The 19,311-nt window shown below is 68.9% G+C and carries 12 protein-coding genes and 1 tRNA gene; 3 read left to right on the top strand and 10 right to left on the bottom strand.

Annotation, left to right across the window (positions count from 1 at the left end):
- Positions 1 to 21: 21 nt before the first annotated feature.
- From TSH58p_RS09980 to TSH58p_RS09960, 5 genes are all read right to left on the bottom strand, one after another.
- A complete protein-coding gene (locus TSH58p_RS09980) occupies positions 22 to 1,332 on the bottom strand; it encodes an MFS transporter (RefSeq protein WP_109072052.1) in 1,311 nt (436 codons plus the stop codon).
- 78 nt (positions 1,333 to 1,410) lie between these two features.
- Entirely contained in the window at positions 1,411 to 2,451 is a 1,041-nt protein-coding gene (locus tag TSH58p_RS09975) for a hypothetical protein (RefSeq protein WP_109072053.1), read from the bottom strand.
- 97 nt (positions 2,452 to 2,548) lie between these two features.
- The gene (locus TSH58p_RS09970) at positions 2,549 to 2,788 is read right to left on the bottom strand and encodes a hypothetical protein (RefSeq protein ID WP_109072054.1); all 240 of its coding nucleotides are present in this window, start codon (positions 2,786 to 2,788) and stop codon (positions 2,549 to 2,551) included.
- Between the two features lie 68 nt (positions 2,789 to 2,856).
- A complete protein-coding gene (locus TSH58p_RS09965; protein ID WP_109072055.1) occupies positions 2,857 to 4,491 on the bottom strand; it encodes a tetratricopeptide repeat protein in 1,635 nt (544 codons plus the stop codon).
- Positions 4,492 to 4,619: 128 nt separating this feature from the next.
- Positions 4,620 to 9,476: an NAD-glutamate dehydrogenase gene (locus TSH58p_RS09960; RefSeq protein ID WP_109072056.1), complete on the bottom strand. Its 4,857-nt coding sequence runs from the start codon at positions 9,474 to 9,476 to the stop codon at positions 4,620 to 4,622.
- Between the two features lie 219 nt (positions 9,477 to 9,695).
- Between TSH58p_RS09960 and TSH58p_RS09955 the strand changes: the two genes are divergently transcribed.
- Positions 9,696 to 11,363 carry an HD domain-containing phosphohydrolase gene (locus TSH58p_RS09955; RefSeq protein WP_109072118.1) on the top strand — a complete coding sequence of 556 codons (1,668 nt, stop codon included), beginning with the start codon at positions 9,696 to 9,698 and terminating at the stop codon, positions 11,361 to 11,363.
- 273 nt (positions 11,364 to 11,636) lie between these two features.
- Positions 11,637 to 12,608 (top strand): tripartite tricarboxylate transporter substrate binding protein, encoded by a 972-nt coding sequence (locus TSH58p_RS09950; protein ID WP_109072119.1) that lies wholly within the window; start codon positions 11,637 to 11,639, stop codon positions 12,606 to 12,608.
- 119 nt (positions 12,609 to 12,727) lie between these two features.
- On the opposite strand, the gene TSH58p_RS09945 is transcribed toward TSH58p_RS09950, so the two are convergent.
- The 5 genes from TSH58p_RS09945 to TSH58p_RS09925 all read right to left on the bottom strand — a co-directional run bounded on the left by TSH58p_RS09945 (position 12,728) and on the right by TSH58p_RS09925 (position 18,569).
- Positions 12,728 to 14,425 (bottom strand): methyl-accepting chemotaxis protein, encoded by a 1,698-nt coding sequence (locus TSH58p_RS09945; RefSeq protein WP_109072057.1) that lies wholly within the window; start codon positions 14,423 to 14,425, stop codon positions 12,728 to 12,730.
- A gap of 182 nt (positions 14,426 to 14,607) precedes the next feature.
- Positions 14,608 to 15,591, bottom strand: a complete 984-nt coding sequence (locus tag TSH58p_RS09940) for a tripartite tricarboxylate transporter substrate binding protein (RefSeq protein WP_109072058.1) — start codon at positions 15,589 to 15,591, stop codon at positions 14,608 to 14,610.
- A gap of 546 nt (positions 15,592 to 16,137) precedes the next feature.
- The gene (locus TSH58p_RS09935; protein ID WP_109072059.1) at positions 16,138 to 17,067 is read right to left on the bottom strand and encodes an AEC family transporter; all 930 of its coding nucleotides are present in this window, start codon (positions 17,065 to 17,067) and stop codon (positions 16,138 to 16,140) included.
- A 79-nt stretch (positions 17,068 to 17,146) separates the two neighbouring features.
- Positions 17,147 to 17,824, bottom strand: coding sequence for an RraA family protein (locus TSH58p_RS09930; protein WP_109072060.1), 678 nt, complete (start codon positions 17,822 to 17,824; stop codon positions 17,147 to 17,149).
- Between the two features lie 670 nt (positions 17,825 to 18,494).
- A tRNA-Gly gene (locus tag TSH58p_RS09925) sits at positions 18,495 to 18,569 on the bottom strand.
- Between the two features lie 149 nt (positions 18,570 to 18,718).
- On the opposite strand from TSH58p_RS09925, the gene TSH58p_RS09920 reads away from it, so the two are divergent.
- Positions 18,719 to 19,285: a prolyl-tRNA synthetase associated domain-containing protein gene (locus tag TSH58p_RS09920; protein WP_109072061.1), complete on the top strand. Its 567-nt coding sequence runs from the start codon at positions 18,719 to 18,721 to the stop codon at positions 19,283 to 19,285.
- The last annotated feature ends 26 nt before the right edge of the window (positions 19,286 to 19,311 follow it).

Below are 19,311 nucleotides of genomic sequence, written 5' to 3'. Positions count from 1 at the left end.
TTCCGCTGGGTGAATCCGCCGTCATGCCGCGGCGGACTGTCGCACCGTATTCGCATCGCCCGGTGCCGGCTCCCGAACCGCCAGCATAAGCCCAAAACCGATCACGAAGAAAGCCACAACGCTCGCCATGCCGGCCCGCTGGCTGTCGAACAGCGTGGTGGCCAGCCCGAAGGCGAGCGGCCCGACGAAGCCGGCCATGCGCCCGGTCAGGCTGTAGAGCCCGAACATCTCCCCCACCATGCCCGGCGGGGCCAGCCGCGCCATCATCGACCGCCCGGCGGCCTGCGCCGGCCCGAAGAAGGCGCCCAGCCCCAGGGCCAGCACCCAGAACCACGCCTTCTCCGTCGCCAGCAGAAGGGGCACGCCGAAGGCGGTCAGGCCGATCAGGCTGACCAGGATGGTCGGCTTGGCCCCCATCCGGTCGTCCACCCAGGCGAAGCCGATGGCCCCGACGCCGGCCACCACGTTCAGGGCGATGGCGAAGAGCAGGATCTCCTCGAAGCTCATTCCGAAGGCGTGGGCGGCGAAGATGCCGCCGAAGGCGGTGATGGTGTTGATGCCGTCACGGTAGATCGCGCTGGCGATCAGGAAGCGCAGCGTGTTGCGGTACTTGCGCGTCTCCGCCAGCGTCCGGCGCAGCGTCGCCATCCCCTCCCGCGCCGCCTGCCGGATGCCGAGGCCGGTCGCCGGCACGTCCGGAACGAACAGGAAGAAGGGCAGGGCGAACAGCCCGTACCAAGCGGCGGCGAGGAGGGCGGTGGCGCGCACCGGCGCCTGCTCCGCCGTGTCCAGCAGGCCGAACAGCGGGGTGGGGGACTTCACGAAGACGAACAGGGCGACCACCAGACAGGCCAGCCCGCCGAAATAGCCGATGCCCCAGCCCCAGCCGGAAATCCGCCCCAGCATCCGCGGCGGCGCCAGCGCGGTCAGGCTGGCGTTGTAGAAGACGTTCGCCAGTTCGAAGGCGACGGTGCCGATGACCACGCAGACCAGGGCGAACAGCGCGTGGGAGGGATCGGGCTTCACCCACCAGAGCGCGGCGCAGAAGACCACGGTCAGGGCGGTGAACAGCGCCATCCACGGCTTGCGCCGTCCCGTCCGGTCGGCCACCGCGCCCAGCATGGGGCTGAGCAGGGCGATCAGCAGCCCGGCGACGGTCAGCGCCGCGCTCCAGCGCGAGGCGCCGGCCACCTCGTCCCCGACCACGCCGCGGGCGAAATAGACCGAGAAGATGAAGGTCGTGATGATGGTGTTGTACGACGAGTTCGCCCAGTCGTAGAGGCACCAGGACGCGATGGCACGGCGGCTCGGCGCCTCGGCGGTGTGGGGCATGCTGAAGGATCGGCCATCTGTTGTCCGGGATGGCCCACTCTAGGCAAAGCGGCCGGGAATGCCAACCGGGGGGCGGAGCTACGCCGGTTTGGCGGGCCCTGACGGCGGCGTGGTGGCCTTCGCCTGTGCGATGCCCTGGGCGATGCCCTGGGCGATGCCTTGAGCCGTGTTTTGGGCGACGGCGCTGTCCAGTTGGGACTCGAAGCCCTTGAACCAGGCCTGCGTCTTCAACTCCTCCGGCGTCTTGGGGATGTGCCGCAGCGGGTCGGACTGCGAACGGTCCATCGCCTGCTTGATCAGCGCTGCCAGCGGGTTGTCGCTTCCGAGCGTTTCCGGTTCCTCGCCCTTCTCCCTCGTGAGGATTTCGTAGGACACCTGCGCCGATGCCCGGCGCGTCGCCCATTCGGTCGAGGTCTTCTCCTCCGGGCCGACGGCGTCCAGGAAGGTGAGGTTCGCCTTCCGCCGCGCCGCCTCGTCGCCGCGGAACGGATCGACGAAGCTGGCCTCCTGGCTGATCGGGCCGTTGTAGAGTCCCATGGCCAGCCCTTCCTGCTGCGCCATGATGGATTGGGCGATGTCCTGTTCCTGCTTGCTGAACTGGCCGCCGGCGTTGCTGCGGACCGCTTCGAGCGAGCGGCGGTCGAGATCGCCCATCAGGGAGTACCAGTCGCGGCCCTCGAAGCTGTCGAAATCGAAGGGCTTGCCGCCAGCCTTCATGGCCTCGTACTGCGCGTCCATGCGGGCGCGGGCGTCCTTGGCGATGGCCGGCCCGCTCAGGCCCGCCGAACTGGACACCGCTCCCGGATCGGACACCGCCTTCGCCAGCGCCGTGGCGGGCTTGCCGTCGCGCGTCGGGAAATAGGCGGCGTAAGGTCCCCCCGCCCCGCCGTTTCCGGTCTTGCCGGCCTTGGACGCGGTGGTGGTGGCCATGAAGGCCTGGGCCTCGACGGAGAGGGTGACGAAGACGGCCGGGCCGTCGGAGGCTGCCGCCGGTTGCCCGGCGGCCGTGTTGGCGGAGGTTCCCTTGTCGGCGCCCCTCAGCACGGTCAAGGCCGCCTTAAGGCTGGAACCGGCGAGGCTTGAACCCGACGCTTGCCCGTTCGCCGCCGTGATCGACATGTGAGACCCTCCCGACCATCCAGGCGGGCGTTCGCCGCCGCCAACCGTTGATGGCAGCCTATAACGCACAGGCCAGGGTTGTCAAAAGGGGCGCGCTCTAGTCTCGCGGGCGAATGGCCGTGGACGCCGTCGCCGGTGAGGATTCGTCGAGGTGGACCGGAACGAGGTCGATGGTGGGGCGCTGGTCTTCCAAACGTTGATCGATCCGGGCACGCAACTGCGTCATCTGCGCCTGGATCGCCTCGATTTCCGCCTTCTGCCGCTCCAGGTCCGACAGGTCCGGCGGCGTGACGGCGATGTCGGTGGCGATGCGGTCGGACGTCTTGTCGGTGCTCATGGGTCCTCTCCGGTTCGGCGTCGGTCGACTGGCTCCAGCCCGGGGGCGAACGCGGGGCCTGCGCCCGCTCAACCGCCCACGCCGAACGAAATCTGGTTGTTGTCGTAGCGGGCGACGATGGTCAGCCGGTCGCCGGGGCGCACGCGGATCGGCGTCTCCAGATAGGTCATCGCCTGCTTCCAGTGGTTCGTCCGCGACCGGCTTTCGGAGCGGTAGGTGACCTCCTCGTCCATCTGCAGGTCGAACCAGAAGGCCACGCCGTGGCAGGTGCCCTCCGCCGTGATCTCCACGGCGATCTCCCGCGCGCCCTCCTCGGGCATGTTGCGGGTGAAGTCGAAGTCGAGCGCGGTGAAGGCGGCCGACAGCGGCGTGTGGGTGTCGGCGCCGAGGTCGATCTGCTGGTAGCCGGGGGAGCGGAACACGTCGAAGGTCGACATGTCGAAGCCGCCGATGGTCTTCACCGGGTTGATGCGGGCCAGTTCCGGGGTCTCCACCAGCATGGCGTAGACGGTCGAGGCGCGCGGGATGATCGCGCCGCCGGGCTTCACCAGATGCGTGCGCGCGTGCTGCAGGACCGACAGCATGCGCGGCGCCAGCATGCCGATGTTGATGAGTTCCGACACGAAGACGTCGGCCTTCTCCGGCAGGTCGCCGCCCTCGCCCACCGACAGGCGGGTGGACAGCTTCGGCACGACGTCGATGCGGTCGGCGTAGCCGTTGTTGGCGACGGTCTCGCGGGCGATGCGGGCGAGGATCGGGTTCACCTCGCAGGTCACCACCTTCCGCGCCCCGGCGCGTGCCGCCATCATGGCGACGATGCCCGAGCCGGTGCCGATCTCCAGGACCAGCGAGTCCGGGGTCACCGCGCGCTTCAGCGCCGCCTCGTAGGCGTCGTTGCGCTCGAAGTCGTTGATCATCGGCAGGTGCCAGCCTGGGACGGCGTTGGAATAGATCAGCCGGCGGGTGAACTGCACCAGCGGATGGTCCGGCGCGATGGCGCGGGCGGCCTCGATGGCCTCCACCGCCTCGTTGGCGCGGTCGAGGCTCTGCAGCGTGTGGGCGAGGCCGACATGGGCGGGGACGAAGCGGGGCGCCGCCGCGATCACCACGCGGAACGCCTCCTCCGCCTCTTCCAGGGCGCCGCGGGTGCTCAGCGCCTCGGCGAGGTTGTAGCGGGCCTCCAGATACTCCGGCGCCCGCTCCAGCGCGGCGCGGAAGGCGGCCTCCGCCTCGTCCAGCCGGCCCAGCTCGCGCAGCGTGGTGCCCAGGAAATTGTGCATCTCCGGCGCGTCGCCGCGCAGGGCCAGGGCGGCGCGGAAGGCGCCCTCGGCGTCGTCCAGCCGGCCCAGCGCCTTCAGCGCGTTGCCCAGGTTGCCGTGAAGCTCCGGCAGGCGGTCGTTGAGGGCGATGCCGGCGCGGAACGCCTCTTCCGCCTCCGCCGCGCGGCCGAGCTGGAAGAGCAGGCTGCCGCGGCTGTTGTGGAAGGACGGATCCTTGCCGTCTTCCGCGATGGCCAGGGCGAAAAGGTCGAGCGCGCCGTCGGGATGGCCGGTGTGGGCGGCGACGACACCCAGCAGGTGCAGGGCCTGCGCGTTGTGCGGGTCGGTCGCCAGGATCGCCCGGCAGGCCGCCTCCGCCCCGCCCAGATCGTTCGTCCGCAGCAGGCGGATGGCGTCGTTCAGGGTCGGCTGGGGGTCGGTCATCGCGGCGGCTCCGGTTGGGCGGACAATCCTTGGATTGGCCGCACCATACCCGGAAAGCGGGCTGGACGCATGGGAAACCCTCTTCCGGACCCGCCCGAAGGGGGCCGGAAGAGGGGTTTTCAAGCCATTTACCCCGCCGTCAGGCCGCGAAGCTGCCGGTTCGCCACCGCCAGCATCGACAGGTCGACGTTGGGCTGGGTGCGCAGCTCGGACAGCAGCTGCTCCACCCGTTCCACCACCGGGCGGCGGTGGGCGATCCAGGCCTCCACGGGGGCTTCCGCGGGAAGCTGGTCCACCGCCTCCAGGACGCGGGTGGTCAGCGCGGTCTGGTGGGCGAACAGGTCGTCCACCAGGGCGGCCACCGCCTGCTTCTGCCAATGGTTCTCCGCCTTCGCCGCGGCGGCCTTGTCGCGCAGCCACTCCAGGCCGAAGCGGCGGCCCAGCATGAAGTAGACCGCGGCGACGTCCGCGACCCCGCGCCCGGTGCGCCCGGCGATGCGGACGAGGTCGGGGGCGGCGGCCAGCACCGGCAGCGCCGCCATGCGGCGGGCCAGTTCGGCGGGGACGCCCTGCTCCTGGTAGGAGGCGACGCGGGCGGTCAGGCGGGCCGTCTCCTCGGCGTCCAGCACGTTGTCCAGACCGGCCAGAAGCGTCTCGATGCCCGGCCGGAAGGCCTCCGTCTCGCGGGCGATGTCCAGCGGCTGCGGGCAGCTCGCCAGGAACCAGGCGGCGGCGCGCTCCATGTGGCGGACCGTCTCCAGGATCATGGCGGTCTGGAGTGCTGCGGGAACCACGTTGTCCAGATCCTCGATCCCCGTCCACAGCGAGCGCAGGCCGAAGGCGTCGCGCACGATGGTGTAGGCGCGGGCGACGTCCGCCGGGCCCATGCCGGTCTTCTCCATCATCTCCTTGACGAAGGTCGGGCCGGTGCGGTTGACGAGGCTGTTGGTGACGCTGGTCGCGATGATCTCCCGCCGCAGCCGGTGCCGGCCCACCGCCTCCGCATGGGCCTTGCGCAGCGGCTTGGGGAAGTAGCGGGTGAGGTCGTCTGCCATGAAGGGATCGTCCGGCAGGTCCGACGCCAGCAGATCGTCGTAGAGCGTGATCTTGGCGTAGGCCAGCAGCACCGCCAGCTCGGGCCGGGTCAGCCCCTCGCGGTTGGCCATGCGGGCGGACAGCTCCTCCTCGTCGGGCAGATACTCGATGGCGCGGTTCAGGCGCCCCGCCTTCTCCAGCGCGCGGATCAGCCGGGCCTGCGCCTCCAGCGCGTCGGGACCCTGCGCGCGGGCGACGGTCAGGGCCTGGCTCTGCAGGTAGTTGTCGGCCAGCACCAGACCGGCCACCTCGTCGGTCATGGCGGCGAGCAGCTGGTCGCGCTGCTTCAGCGTCATGTCGCCGCGGACAACCACGTCGTTCAGCAGGATCTTGATGTTCACCTCATGGTCGGAGGTGTCGACGCCCGCCGAATTGTCGATGGCGTCGGTGTTCAGCCGCACCCCGTGCCGCGCCGCCTCGATTCGGCCGCGCTGGGTGACGCCCAGGTTGGCGCCCTCGCCGATCACCTTGGCCCGCACGTCGCGCCCGTCGATGCGCAGCGCGTCGTTGGCCTTGTCGCCGACCTCGGCGTTGGTCTCCTCCGCCGCCTTCAGGTAGGTGCCGATGCCGCCGAACCACAGCAGGTCCACCTCGGCCTTCAGCAGGGTCTGCATCAGCTCCAGCGGGGTGATGTGGTCCTTGGCGATGCCGAAGCGCTGGCGGATCTCCGGCGTCAGCTCCAGCGACTTGGCGGAGCGGTCGAAGACGCGGCCGCCCGCGGACAGCAGCGACGCGTCGTAGTCCGCCCAGGAGGAGCGCGGCAGGTCGAACAGGCGCTGCCGCTCCTCCCAGCTCCGCGCGGCGTCGGGGTCGGGATCGACGAAGATGTGCCGGTGGTCGAAGGCGGCGAGCAGGCGGATGTGCTTCGACAGCAGCATGCCGTTGCCGAAGACGTCGCCCGACATGTCGCCGACGCCGACGACGGTGAAGTCCTGCGTCTGGGTGTCGTGCCCCAGCTCGCGGAAATGGCGCTTCACCGATTCCCAGGCGCCGCGGGCGGTGATGCCCATCTTCTTGTGGTCGTAGCCGGCGGAGCCGCCCGACGCGAAGGCGTCGCCCAGCCAGAAGCCGTGATCCACCGACACCGAGTTGGCGATGTCGGAGAAGGTCGCCGTGCCCTTGTCGGCGGCGACCACCAGATAGGGGTCGTCCTCATCGTGGCGGACCACCTCGGGCGGCGGCACCACCGCGCCCTCGGCGTCGAGATTGTCGGTGATGTCCAGCAGGCCGCGCATCAGCGTCTTGTAGCACTCGATGCCTTCGGCCAGCGCCGCCTCGCGCCCGGCGGACGGCGGCGGCGGGCGCTTGACCACGAAGCCGCCCTTGGAGCCGACCGGCACGATGACGGTGTTCTTGACCATCTGCGCCTTCATCAGCCCAAGGATCTCCGTGCGGAAATCCTCGCGCCGGTCGGACCAGCGGATGCCGCCGCGCGCCACCTTGCCGCCGCGCAGATGGACGCCCTCCATCCGCGGGCTGTAGACGAACACCTCGACCATCGGGCGGGGCAGCGGCAGGTCGTCGATGTTGCGGCTGTCGATCTTGAAGGAGAGGTAGGTCTTGGGCCGCCCGTCCGCGCCACTCTGATAGGCGTTGGTGCGCAGCGTGTTGCACAGCAGGTTGAGGAAGCGCCGCAGGATGCGGTCCTCGTCGAGGTTCTTCACCCCGTCGAGCGCGCGTTCGATCTCCGCGGCCAGCCCCGGATCGTTCTGCGGGCGGCGGGCCGGGTCGAAGCGGCTGTGGAACAGGGCGACCAGCTTGCGCGCGATGGCCGGATGGCCGGCCAGCGTGCTTTCCACCACGTCCTGCCCATAGGGGATGCGGGCCTGGCGCAGGTACTTGGCGTAGGCGCGCAGCACCGTCACCTCCCGCGCGGTCAGGCCGGCGCGGAGCACGAGGCGGTTGAAGCCGTCATCCTCCATCCGGCCGTCCCAGACGGCGGCGAAGGCGTCCTGGAACTTCTCCTTCACCATCGCGCAGTCGATGGGCAGCCCGTTCTGGGAGCGCGCGGTGAAGTCGTGGATCCACACCGGGGCGGCGTGGCCGGCGATGGCGATCTCGAAGGGGGCCTCGGTGATCACCTTCAGGTCCATGTGCTCCAGCATGGGCAGCACGTCGGACAGCGGGACCGGGCGGCCCTCATGGTAGATCTTGACGTGCAGCTCGTCGCCCTCGGCCTCCAGCGGGCGGTAGAGGTTGATGCCCAGCGCGCCCTGGGCCGTCGCCTTCTCGATCCGCTCGATGTCGAAGACCGCGGCCTCCGCGTTGAACTCCTCGCGGTAGGCGGTGGGGAAGGCGTCGGCGTAGCGGCGGAACAGGGTGCGCCCCTGCTCCTCGCCATGGGCCTCGACCAGCGCGTCGCGCAGATGGTCGTCCCAGCCGCGCGACGCCTGGACCAGCCGCGTTTCCAGATCGGTGGCGTCGACGGCGGGCACGCGGCCCGGCTCGGTCTTGATGATGAAATGCAGGCGGGCCAGCACGCTTTCGGTCAGCTGCGTGGTGAAGCCGGTGCAGGTGCCGTCGTAGGCGGCCTCCAGGATGGACTGGATGCGCCGGCGCAGCGTGGTGTCGTAGCGGTCGCGCGGCACGTAGACGAGGCAGGAGGCGAAGCGCTCGAACGGGTCCTTGCGCACGAACAGGGCCAGCCGCTGCCGTTCCTGCAGGTGCAGGATGCCGACCGCGATGTCCAGCAGCTCCGGCACCTGGATCTGGAACAGCTCGTCGCGCGGGTAGGTCTCCAGGATGTGCAGCAGCGCCTTGCCGTCATGGCCCTGCGGGTCGAAGCCGGCCAGATCCATCACCTCCGCGACCTTGCGGCGGAGATAGGGGATCTCGCGCGGGCTGCGGTTGTAGGCGACGGAGGTGAAGAGGCCGGCGACCAGCCGTTCGCCGATGATCCGCCCCTCGGCGTCGAAGCGCTTGATGAGGAAGGCGTCCATCGGCACCGCGCGGTGCACGGGGGAGGGGCGGTTGCCCTTGGTCACCATCAGGACGCGCGGGTTGCGCAGGAAGTCGCGCACGTCGGGCGGCAGGGTGGCGTAGTTGCGCAGCCCGTCGAAGACGGTGACGGAGTCGTCGCGCAGGATGCCCAGACCGCTGCCGGCGACCAGCCCCAGCGAGGAGTCCGCCCCGTCGGCGCCGCTTTCGAAGCGGTACTCGCGGTAGCCGAGGAAGGTGAAATGGTCGTCGTCGGCCCAGGACAGGAAGGCCTTGGCCTCGTCCACCTCGTCGTCGGGGATGATGGCCGGGACGGCGGCGCGGGCGCAGTCGGCCTCCACGATGGCGGCGCGCACCTGCTGGCGCATGGCCCGCCAGTCGGCGACGGCGGCGCGCACGTCGGCCAGCACGCGCTCCAGCCCCTCGCGGGCCTGGTCGAGCGCGGCGGCGCCGGTGACCGCGCCGACCTCCACATGCATGAAGGATTCGGGGGCCGCGTCGGTGGGGGCCGCAGCGGGCTCGTACAGCTCCACGAGCTGGCCGTCGGCGTCGCGCTTGACCCGCACCACGGGGTGGATGACCAGATGGACGGTCAGCCCCTGGCGGTTCAGCTCGGCGGTCACCGAATCGACGAGGAAGGGCATGTCGTCGTTGACGATCTCCACCACCGTGCGGTGGGACTGCCAGCCATGCTCCTCGACGCGGGGGTTGTAGACGCGGACCTTGGCGCGGTCCGCCGCCTCGCGCTGCTGGCCCCATTGCCACATGGCCAGCGCCGCGCCGTAGAGCTGCTCCGCCGGAGCCTGGATGATGTCGTCGGGCGGGACGTTGTCGTAGAACTGCCGTACGAAGCGCTCCGCCGGTGCCGCGCGGCTGCGGCCCAGCCGCTCGCGAACCTGCCGCACGACCTCTTCGGTCAGCTCGTCCTTGAGCTGTTCGGCCCTGAGAGCCATCGCTCCAATCCTTCCCTGATTTTTTGCGGCGGTTTGCCGCCGTTGTAGGCAGAGGGTAGCCGATTTGCCGCAACAGGCAACAGGCGGAGGGGCGTAACCGGAAGAGGCGGTTATTACGGAGAAGCCCTTCGCATCCAAATCGATGAAAGTTGAATGAGTCGGAAAGTGGGCGTATTTTTTGTGCAGGCGCGCTCATGGCGCGCAACCATCGAGACGGTCATGACCAACGACGACGCCCGCCCGCCGGAGGCCATCCCGGTTCCGCCCGCCAAGCCCCGCCTGCATGTCCTCGTGGTCGATCCCGATCCGGCGCTGGCCGGGCTGACACGCGCCGCGCTCGACGGCTTCGCGCTGGATGGCGCGCCGGTGACGGTGCTGACCGCCGCGACCGCCGCCGAGGCGCGGGAGGCGCTGTACCGCAACCCCAACACCGCCGCCGTCCTGCTGGAGCCGGTGCTGGACCCGGCGGCGGATGGGCCGCCCGAAGGGCTCGCCTTCATCGACCACATCCGCAAGGATCTGGGGAACAGCCGCGTCCGCATCCTGGTCTGCACCGCCCACCCCGAGCGGGCGCCGGAGGAGGAGGTGGTGGAGGGCCACGACGTCAGCGACTACCGCCTGAAGGACGGGCTGACGGCGCGCGCGCTGCGCACCGCCGTCGTGCCGCGGCTGCGCGCCTTCACCAATCTGCAGACCCAGGCGGCCGGGCGCAAGGCGCTGGCCCGCATGCTGGTGGCGACCACCGGCCTGCTGGAGATGCGCACCCCGGACGTGCTGTTCCCCAACATCCTGCCGCGCGTCGTCGGGCTGCTGGGCATCGGGCGGCACGCCCTGCTGTGCATCCAGGGCGACACGCTGCCGCGCGACCGCCGCATCCGCGTCCGCGCCTCCACCGGGCGCTTCGCCAAGTGGAAGGACGTGGACGTCGCCGAGCTGGGCGAGCCCAACGTGGCCGCGGCCCTGGAGCGGCTGAGCCCGAGTTCCGAGACCATCGTGGAGCCGGGCTATTGCGCCCTGCGGCTGCGCGCCCATGGCGGCATCATCGGCATGATCTACGTCGAGGGCCACAACAACGAGGGCACCGCGCGCGAATGGCAGCTGCTGGAGCTGTTCCGCAACAAATGCTCCATCGCCTTCGAGAACGCCCTGCTGTTCGAGGAGCTGAACACCGCCCAGAAGGCCACCGTCCTCGCCATGGGGTCGCTCGCCGAATACAAGGACAACGCCGCCGCCGGCCATCTCCAGCGCATCGAGCGGCTGGTCGGCGACATCGCACGCGAGCTGCGCGTCCATGGCCGCTTCGCCGACGAGCTGGACGAGGAGCTGGTGGAGAAGGTCGGGCTGGCCGCCCTGCTGCATGACGTCGGCATGCTGAGCGTGTCGGACGAGACGCTGGGCATTCCCGGCGAGCTGGCGAACAACGACATGGCCGCCATCCAGCGCCACACCCTGATCGGCCACCGCATCCTCAGCGAGGCGGCGCTGCCCCTGCGCGGGCGCAGCCTGCTGTCGATCGCCGCGGAGATCGCCCGCTACCACCACGAGCGCTACGACGGGTCGGGTTACATGGAAGGGCTGCGCGGCGGGGCGATCCCGGTGTCGGCGCGGATCATGGCCGTGGCCGACGTGTTCGACGCCCTCATCACCGACCGCCAGTACCGCAAGGCCTGGGGGGTGGAGCACGCCATCACCTGGATCGCCGAACGGGCGGGCAAGGACTTCGACCCGCTGGTGGTCGAGGCGTTCCTGACGGTGGTCCGGCGCATCCAGGCCGAGGAGCCGGACTGGTTCCCCAAGCCGGAGGGCGGCAACCAGGGCCTGCTGGTCGCGGCCATCGGGCGCAAGCTGCGCGCCCTGTTCGGCAACCGCGCCGAGCCGATCAACTGACTCCCGTCTCCCAAGGACGGAACCGGCTCGAACGGCCTTTCCCAGGTGGAAAGGCCGTTCGAGCCGTCGCCATTTGGCGACGATGGCCGGTGACGATGGCCGGTGACGATGGCCGGCGCGGCATTGTGTCCAGTCCTCTCACTATGGTTGCGCCTTAAATACTATTGTGTACAAAAAATCGTGTTACTATGAATTGTGCAACCGATGCCACGGGACGCTCTTTGGCGACGCTCCGTTGTGGTGATCGGGCGGCAGCATTTGGCGGAGCCGACCATGAAAGCCAGACGTTTCCTTTCCAGCCTCCTGACCTCCTGTGCCCTGCTGTTGGGCGCGACTGCGGCCCAGGCCGCCTACCCGGACAAGCCGATCACCATGATCGTCGCCTACGGGGCCGGCGGATCGACCGACGTGACCGCGCGCATGCTGGCCCCCTTCATCGAAAAATACCTGGGCGGCGGCGCACGGATCGTGGTGATGAATCGCGGCGGCGCCGGGGGGGAGATCGGCTTCGCGGCCATCGCCGACGCCACGCCGGACGGCTACACCATCGGCTTCATCAACACGCCGAACGTCGTGACCATCCCGATCGAGCGCAACGCCCGCTTCACGCTCGACCGGCTGGACCCGCTGGTCAACATCGTCGACGACCCGGGCATCATGACGGTCCACGGCGACAGCCCCTACAAGACGGTGGAGGATCTGGTCGCCCAGGCCAAGGCCAACCCGAACACCATCACGCTGGGCTCCACCGGTGTCGGGTCGGACGACCATCTGGGCATGCTGCTGCTCCAGCGGCAGGCCAACGTCCGCTTCACCCATGTGCCGTTTCCCGGCAGCGCGGAGAACTACCGCTCCATGCTCGGCCGCCACACCCAGATCTGCGGCCAGAATCTGGGCGAGGGGCTGCGCGGCAAGGCCGGCGGCGACAACATCCGCATCCTCGGCGTGATGAGCACGCAGCGCTGGGACATGGCGCCCGACCTGCCGACCTTCAAGGAACTGGGCTACAACATCACCATGGCGTCGCTGCGCGGCGTCGGCGCGCCGAAGGGCCTGCCGCCGGAGATCCGCGCCAAGCTGGTCGATGCGGTGACCAAGGCCGCCAACGATCCGGACTTCCAGAGCAAGGCCCGCGACACCTACCAGCCGCTGCGCATCCTCGATTCGGAAGCCTTCTCGGCGGAGCTGAAGGAGCTGGACGGCGATTTCCGCAACCTCTGGCGCGAGTTCCCCTGGCTGAAGTGATCGGGGAAAACCCAACGGAAAAGGCCGCATGGGAAAGGCCCCTCTTCCACGTGGAAGAGGGGCCTTTTTCGTGGGCGGTGCGGGAGGACGCCACGGCGTCCTCCCCGCATCGGGCCGGGTCAGGCCGCGGTGATGCGGGTGATGAAGGCTTCGATCTCGTTGTCCAGCCGGTTGAAGCTGCGCGACAGCTCCTCCGTCGTGGTCTGGACGGCGCCGGCGGAATGGCCGGTGGTCTCCGCCGCCTGCTGCACCAGCCGCATTTCCTGGAGCACGGCCACCGTGTCGGTGGCGGCGCGCTGCGAGCGCTCGCTGATGTCGCGGGTGGCGGCGTCCTGCTCCTCCACCGCCGCGGCGACGGTGCTGAGCGATTCGTCCACCTGCCGGATGGTGTTGACGATGGCGCGGATGGCGTTGACCGCCGCGGTCGTCGCCGCCTGCACCGCCGCGATCTCCGCGCCGATCTCGTCGGTGGCCTTGGCGGTCTGGTTGGCGAGGCTCTTGACCTCCTGCGCCACCACGGCGAAGCCCTTGCCGGCCTCGCCGGCGCGGGCCGCCTCGATGGTGGCGTTCAGAGCCAGCAGGTTGGTCTGGCCGGCGATGTTGTTGATGAGGCCGACCACCTCCTCGATCTTCCGGCTGGCCTCGCTGAGGCCCTGGACGATCGAGTCGGTCCGCCCGGCCTCGTCCACCGCGCCGCGGGCGAGCTGGGTCGACTGGGTGATGGAGCGGGTGATCTCGTCGATGGAGGCGCGGAGCTGCTCGGCGCCGGCGGCCACGCTCTCCACCTCGCTCGTCGCCTCCTGCACGGCGTGGGCGACCGAATCGCTGTGGTGGCTGGTCTGCCGGGCGTTCTCCAGCATGACGTTGGCTTCGCCGCGCATGGAGTCGGCGGAGCGCACCACCTCGCCCATCATCGCCTTGACCGACGCCTCCAGGTCGGCGGCGAGGCTGTTCATGGCCCGGCGCTGCTCCTCGGTGGCGCGGGTGCGCATGGCCTCCTGCTCGCGGGCCATCTCCTGGACGCGCAGCGCGTTCTCCTTGAAGACGCGGACGGTGCGGGCCATCTGGCCGATCTCGTCGCCGCGCTCGGCGGCGGGCACCTCGTCCTCCAGCCGGCCCTGGGCCAGCCGTTCCATCACCGTGGTCAGGCGGACCACCGGACGGGCGATGTTGAAGCCGATGAACAGCGCCACGCCCACCGTGATCAGCAGGGCGACGATCGCCGAGGCGATGAAGGCCTGGGTGGTCGCGTCGACCGACGCGTTCACGTTGGCGTAGGCGTCGGCCGACTGCTGGCGCTGGTAGGTCAGGTAATCGCGGGAGGTGCCGTTCAGCCGCCCGTAGGCCGCCTGGACCTCCTGCAGGAAGTCGAGCGGATCGACGCCCATCTTCAGCAGATCGAGGAAGCTGGTCACCTTCGCCTGATAGGCGGCGGTGTCGGAACCGAAGCGCTGGAGGATCTGCCCCTCCTCCTCGGTCGCGGCCGACTGGCCCTTCATCTTGTCCGCCTGGACCTTCAGCCTGGAGAGCTGTTCGGTCAGCGCCTTCGCCTCATCCTCGACCGCCTTGGGGGAGGCGTTGGCGGTGCTGAGGATCACCGTCCGGTAGAGGCCGGCGTGGGCGACGGTCAGCGTGTCGGTCAACGCCTGGACATCCGCTTCCCGCGTGAAGGAGCGGTTGAACAGCGTGTCCAGCAGGCGTGACTGTTCCGTGATGGCGGAGCCGCCGAGCAACGCGATGGCAAGCATGCCCAGGATCGCTGTCGCCGCCGGGATTCCCATTTTGGTGGGAATGTGGAGGTGATTGAGGAAAGTCATGGAGCACCTGCTTCAGCCATTGGCCGGTCCGTTGGCGCCGGATGGTCAGCCGGATGGTCATGGGGGGCTGGAACCGCACCCGACGCCGGCCGGCGGCCGGCGGCCGGCGGCGGGCGGCGGGCGGTTGCGGGGACGGGCCGGACCCGGACGGACCAGCCCGCCCGGGTCGCTTCAGCCCCGGATCACTTCAGCCAGGGCGACGACTGCCACAGCGACTTCAGCTCGGTGTCGAGCTGCTTCAGCTCCGCCGCGAAGGCGTCGGGGCTGAGGACGCGCAGCGGCTGGAAGGTCTCCTTCGCCTCGGCCTTCGTTACGAACTCCGGATCGGTGGCGGCCTTGGTCACCGCATCGACCAGCTTGGCGCGGATGTCGGCGGGCAGGCCCTTCGGCGCGCAGACGCCGCGCAGCGAGGCCATCAGAACCGGGTAGCCCTGCTCCGCGAAGGTCGGGATGTCCGGGGCGGCCTTCCAGCGCTCCTTGCTCATCACGCCGAGCACGCGGATCTGGTCGGAGGCCTGACCGCGCAGCCCCTCGCCGAGATTCTGGCCGCTGATCTGGATCTTCTTGGCGAGCATCGCCTTGTAGTTGGCGGCCGAGCCGGAGAAGGGCACGTGGGTGAACTGCACGCCCGCCTGGCGCTGCACCAGCAGCATGGCGAGCTGGTCGTCCGAGCCCACGCCGGTGGTGCCGACGGTGACGGTGTTCGGGTTGGCCTTGGCGTGCTCCACGACGTCCTTCAGCGTCTTGAAGGTGCTGTCGCCGGGAACGCTCCACACGCCGGGATCGTCGACGACGTTGACCAGCGGGTCCAGCCGGTCCGCCGAGAAGCGGGCCTGACGCTCGATCGGGATCGACACCATGTTCGGCGTGTTGCAGAAGCCGATGGAGTAGCCGTCCGGTGCGGCGTCGGCGATGGCCGCGAAGCCGATCTCGCCGCCGGCGCCCGGCTTGTTCACCACTTCGATCCGGGTGCCGCCCAGATGCTTCTCGATGAAGGGAGCCAGCAGGCGCGCGGTCACGTCGGTCGATCCGCCGGCGTCGTAGGCGACGACCACGGTGATCGGCTTCTCGGGATAGGCGGCCCGGGCCGTCGACAGAGCGGTCGTCGACATGGCCAGCGCCAGGGTCCCGGTCGCCAGCGCCAGGAACTTGCTGCGAATGATCATCTGGATGCCCTTCTTTCCTGCGTTATTGCGGAAGACCCCCTTGGCCGCGGACGCGGTGGGGTCCCGGGAGATCCCGCCCGTCCCGATGCGGACACAGGCTGGGGCTCCTTTTCTGAAATTCTCGTAAAGATCGGCGGTCATTGATTTTGACAGCATTGAAATGTTGGGTCACGAACGACACGAAGATCCGTCATCACCTTGTATTGGATGAACACATACTTCGGTATGTCTGTCTTCGTGGATGGCCGATCCCATTGCCGGCACAGCGGCGGAGTTCGGTCGCCATTCTCGCGAAAAGGAGCGGTTCATAGGCCCAACGCTGTCAAATCGACCCGATGGAAGCGGCTTTGACGCTTCAAAGTGGAAGATACAGAGTCTCTATTCGTGTATCAATCGTGCTGACCGGTGCGGTCATCCGGAAATCACAGCGATTTTCGACGAATGCTTTCTATCTGGCGTGGTTTCTTGGAGTTCCGCGCGATCGGGCGTGCGTGATAAGCGTCAAATGGACGCATAATGAAAGTTGCCTGCGGCGAAATGACCGCGTCAGCCCATCGCCACCATGAAGGCGACGGAAATCGAGATCGGGGACATCAGGGTGGACAGCAGCAGCGACATGGACACCAGCTCCCGCCCCGTCTGGTAGCGCTCGGCGAAGGCGTAGACGTTGACGCCGATGGGCAGCGCCGCCGCGGTCACGGCGGGAGCCAGCCAGTCAGGCGGCAGGTGGAAGACCTCCACCGCCAGGACCCAGGTCAGCACCGGGTGCAGGACCGTCTTCATCACCGCCAGGACGAGCGCCTGTCCGAACTTGCCCGACAGCTTTCCGAAGGACAGCGCGGTGCCGAGCGTGAAGCAGGCGCAGGGCAGCACGGTGGCGGCGGCGTAGTCGGCCGCCTTCATGACCGCGTCCGGCACATGGACGCCGGTCAGGTTGAAGCCCATCCCGACGACGATCGACAGGATCATCGGGCTGAGCAGGGTCGCCTTGACGGCGTTGACCGCGGCGACGACCGGCCGCCCGCCGGCCGTCCGCTGCGCCTCGGCGATCATCGTCGCCGTGGTGAAGAGCAGCGGCGACTGGAACAGGATCAGCAGCATCACCGGGATGGCCACCGACGATCCGTAGGCGTCCATCAGGATCGGCGCGCCGAGCAGGCCGATGGAGGAGAAGGAGGGGGCGAAGCCGCCGATCGCCGCCTCGTCCTTCCGCCGGATGGACAGCATCCAGGCGGCACCCAGCCCGAAGATGATGAAGGCCGCGACGAAGAAGGACGCCACGAAGCCCCATTCGATGGGATCGGGGATCTTCGCCTTGGCCATCGCCGCGAACAGCAGCGCGGGCAGGGCGTAGATGCCGAGGAAGCGCGACAGCCCCTGAGCCGCCGTGTTGCTGAAATTGCCCGATTTCCCGGCGTAGAAGCCGAGCGCGACCAGGACGAACATCGGCAGCACGATTTGAAAGATGAGCGTCATGGCGGCGGAAACCGGTCTTGGGGGCGGCTCGAAGGGCTGTGCGGTCCGCCGGCCCGCGTGGTCCGGCGGATGTCCGGGGTCAGCGCAGGGTGGGCGTTTCGACGATCTCCGGTTCCGGCACGCCCAGCACCTCCATCAGCGACTTGCCGGCGTCGAGCTGCTGCGACCAGATCTTCTCCTTGGCCATCAGCTCCAGGCAGCGCTTCAGCACCTCGTCCATCACGGCGAGCGGAACCACGGTCACCCCGTCGTCGTCGCCGATGATGAGGTCGCCCGGATTGACCACCATGCCGCCGACGCCGGCCGGCACGTCCATCTTGCCGCCGAAGGCCTTGTGCGGGCCGCGCGGGACCGAGCCCTTGGCGAAGACCGGAAAGCCGATGGTCCGGATTTCCTGGAGGTCGCGGACGGAGCCGTCGATCACCAGACCGCCCAGGCCGCGCGACTTGCAGCCGCGGACCACCCATTCGCCGGCCAGCGCCACCTCTTCCAGGCCGGCGCCGGCGACCACCACCACCTCGCCCGGCTCGGCCAGGCTGCAGGCGGTCAGCAGCATGCTGTTGTCGCCCGGCATCGACACGGCGGTGCGGGCTTGGCCGCAGATGCGCATGCCCGGTGCGCAGGGCTTGATCCGGGCGTCCATGCTCTGGCAGCGGTTCTGCACGTCGGACGCGATGCTGCTGGGGACCGTCTTCCAGATCTCCAGCATGTCCGGGGACAGGCGCGGAAAATTCACGATGTAGCGTTGCATAGCCATGGGAGGGACCTCTTCTCGTCTGAACGGAGTGTCGTCTGGGCTGTACGAAGCGGGGCTTGGAAGCGCGACCAGCGGCACCGCCGGTCGCAGCGCGACGACAGCGGAGCCGTTGACGATCAGGCGGGGGAGGGCCGGTGTTGCCGGAGCGGCGGACGCCGGCCGGACAGGAGCGTCCTATCCGGGAAAATCACGGGCTCAGCCCGTCCGACGCAACCAGACCATCCATGGTGCATACAACCCTAATCGGATAGAAGTTCTATTTGTTTCGTATTTGAAGCTTAGTCTTTCCGGAGGTCATACGCAAGTAGGTTGCCTAAGAGTAAATTTATTCACGCGATCATATGGGGTATGTGCGCGAGGAATGACCTACAAAGGCATGCTGTTTGTCATATTTCGCGTCTTTAGATTGCGGCCTCCGGCGGCGCGCGCCCTGTATGGCTGCGTTGGGCCGGGGTTGGGATACTCGGGGGGTGAGATGCCGGTCGCGGCCGGCGGCCGGCTGCGGTGCAGACTCGGCTTCAGAAGCGAAGGCGCCGGTCGCGGGCTTGCAACGCACGGGGATCGGGGATGGCCGGGCGGGAAAAACGAAAAAGGCCGGCACCCGAAGGTCCAGCCTTTCCATCCACCGTGCTGCTTCCCGTCTGGAGGATCATCGCCTCCGCCGGGAAGATGGAGCGGGCGAAGGGATTCGAACCCTCGACCCCAACCTTGGCAAGGTTGTGCTCTACCCCTGAGCTACGCCCGCGCTCCGTTTCGCTGCCGTTCGGACCCTTGTTCGGTGCCGTCCGGCGGCGTGCGGCGGACTATACTCATGGATCGGCGCAATGCAAGCGTCATGTTTCACTTTTTTCCAGCGCCTGGACGAATTTTCCCGGCACCGCTAAAGATGGCTCCATGGACACCCGCGACACCCCCGAGGGCAGGGCCGAGGAGCCGCTGCCGACGAGCCCGGAGCAGCTCCTGGAGCATCTCGCGGCGCTCGGCATCCGCACTATGACCCACAGCCACCCGCCGCTGCACACGGTGGAGGAGAGCAAGGCGCTGCGCGGCGCGCTGCCCGGCGGCCATTGCAAGAACCTGTTCCTGAAGGACAAGAAGGAGCAGCACTGGCTGGTCGTCGCGCTGGAGGACGCGCGGGTCGAGCTGAACCGCTTCGACAAGGTGATCGGGTCGGCGCGGCTGTCCTTCGCCTCCGCCGACCGGCTGTGGCGTTATCTCGGCGTGCGGCCCGGTTCGGTCACGCCCTTCGCGCTGGTCAACGACCGCGAGCGGCGGGTGAGGGTGGTGCTGCAGGAGCAGATGCTGGCCCACGACCCGCTGAACTACCATCCGCTGCTGAACGACCGGACCACGGCCATCGCCGCCGCCGACCTGCTGCGCTTCCTCCGGGCCGGCGGGCACGAGCCGCTGATCGTGCCCTTCGGGGAGGAGCCGCCGGACTGTCAGCCGACGCTTGCTTAACGCGCCCCGTGCGCTCATCTATCACG

It is taken from the genome of Azospirillum sp. TSH58, from assembly GCF_003119115.1.
Lineage (GTDB): Bacteria > Pseudomonadota > Alphaproteobacteria > Azospirillales > Azospirillaceae > Azospirillum.
Note: the sequence above shows the minus strand (reverse complement) of the source record. Positions and strands in the feature narration are given on the sequence as shown.